This is a genomic window from Microcoleus sp. B5-D4 (assembly GCF_036705145.1).
In the GTDB taxonomy this organism is placed as follows: Bacteria; Cyanobacteriota; Cyanobacteriia; order Cyanobacteriales; family Microcoleaceae; genus Microcoleus.
In genome coordinates this window covers 1-966 of record NZ_JAUBTV010000031.1, presented here as the reverse complement: position 1 = coordinate 966, position 966 = coordinate 1, and the positions used below count along the sequence as shown (strand labels likewise).

Genomic DNA, 966 nt, shown 5'->3' with positions numbered 1-966 from the left:
ATTGAGCCTTGACGGCGTTAGTGGGCGATCGAACAAACGTCGAAACACTCTTGTTTATGGGGGACTTGAGGCATAAGAGAGCGAGAAATCTGAGGCAGAGTCTGTTGTTATTGTCGCTGTTAATCGCGTGCCGTCGTCAAGTCCTAATGCTCCGATCTATGCTGGCAAATGCCTCTCACGAGGGATGCCACTGACTGCAAAACCTGTAATTGGATAAATGGCGTACTAGATAGATTTGGTGGTAAAATCGAATTTGGTAACTCCCATCGGTACAAAAGTTGCGGAAAACGTGAAACTGGCCAGTCCATACGGCTGTGCCTTCCGATGTAAAACCCAAAGTACGTTACGGTAAACAGACCATATTTTAAGCAAGTTACACTGCGCAGGAGAACTGACAAATGCTACAGCGCAAAATCTATCAACTCTGTTGTGATGGTCGTGAGGTTTCTATTTTTCTTCGAGATCAGCAACGTTGGATAGAGCGCGCTCGTATCCTAGATATTGAAGGGGATCTAGTCACGCTGCGCTACGAAACCGACGAAGAAGACGAAATCAGCTCCTGGGAAGAAATGGTGCGTCTCGAAAGTATTGGAGCTGTGTCCCAGAAGTTGGCTTCGGTATCCCGAACTAACTGCGAACCCCTAGTTTCTGACGATTGTCCCGAAGCCGAACAAATTCGCAATCACTACCCCGACTCGAATCTGGAATAGTTTTGAGCTCGCGCTTGAGGCACAAGGAAAACTTGGGGGAAAAGAAAACGACTTTTCTCCCTTTTTTGTGGAGAAATTATGGAAAAAACCCGGTTTAGGCCAAAAATATTCTGGGTTGTTACCCCATAAGCTATTTTGCCTTTAAATTTAAGCTTGATGGCGGGAGTTCCTGCTCAACCCCTACTCCCCACAACAGCGTAAGGAATGAGAATTAAATAACTTCCACTCTTGAAAGTGGGATGGGCGTCCCGCCCGT

Annotated in this window: 1 protein-coding gene; it reads left to right on the top strand. The window is 46.6% G+C overall.

Annotated features, from left to right (window positions below; all coding sequences use genetic code 11):
* The first annotated feature begins 398 nt into the window (after window positions 1-398).
* Entirely contained in the window at window positions 399-710 is a 312-nt protein-coding gene (locus QUB10_RS16285) for a DUF6679 family protein (RefSeq protein ID WP_006633466.1), read from the top strand.
* Window positions 711-966 lie beyond the last annotated feature (256 nt).

What these genes read in the sequence shown, in the direction of transcription:
- QUB10_RS16285 (WP_006633466.1), top strand. Translation starts at nt 399, where the DNA reads ATGCTACAGCGCAAAATCTATCAACTCTGTTGTGATGGTCGTGAGGTT.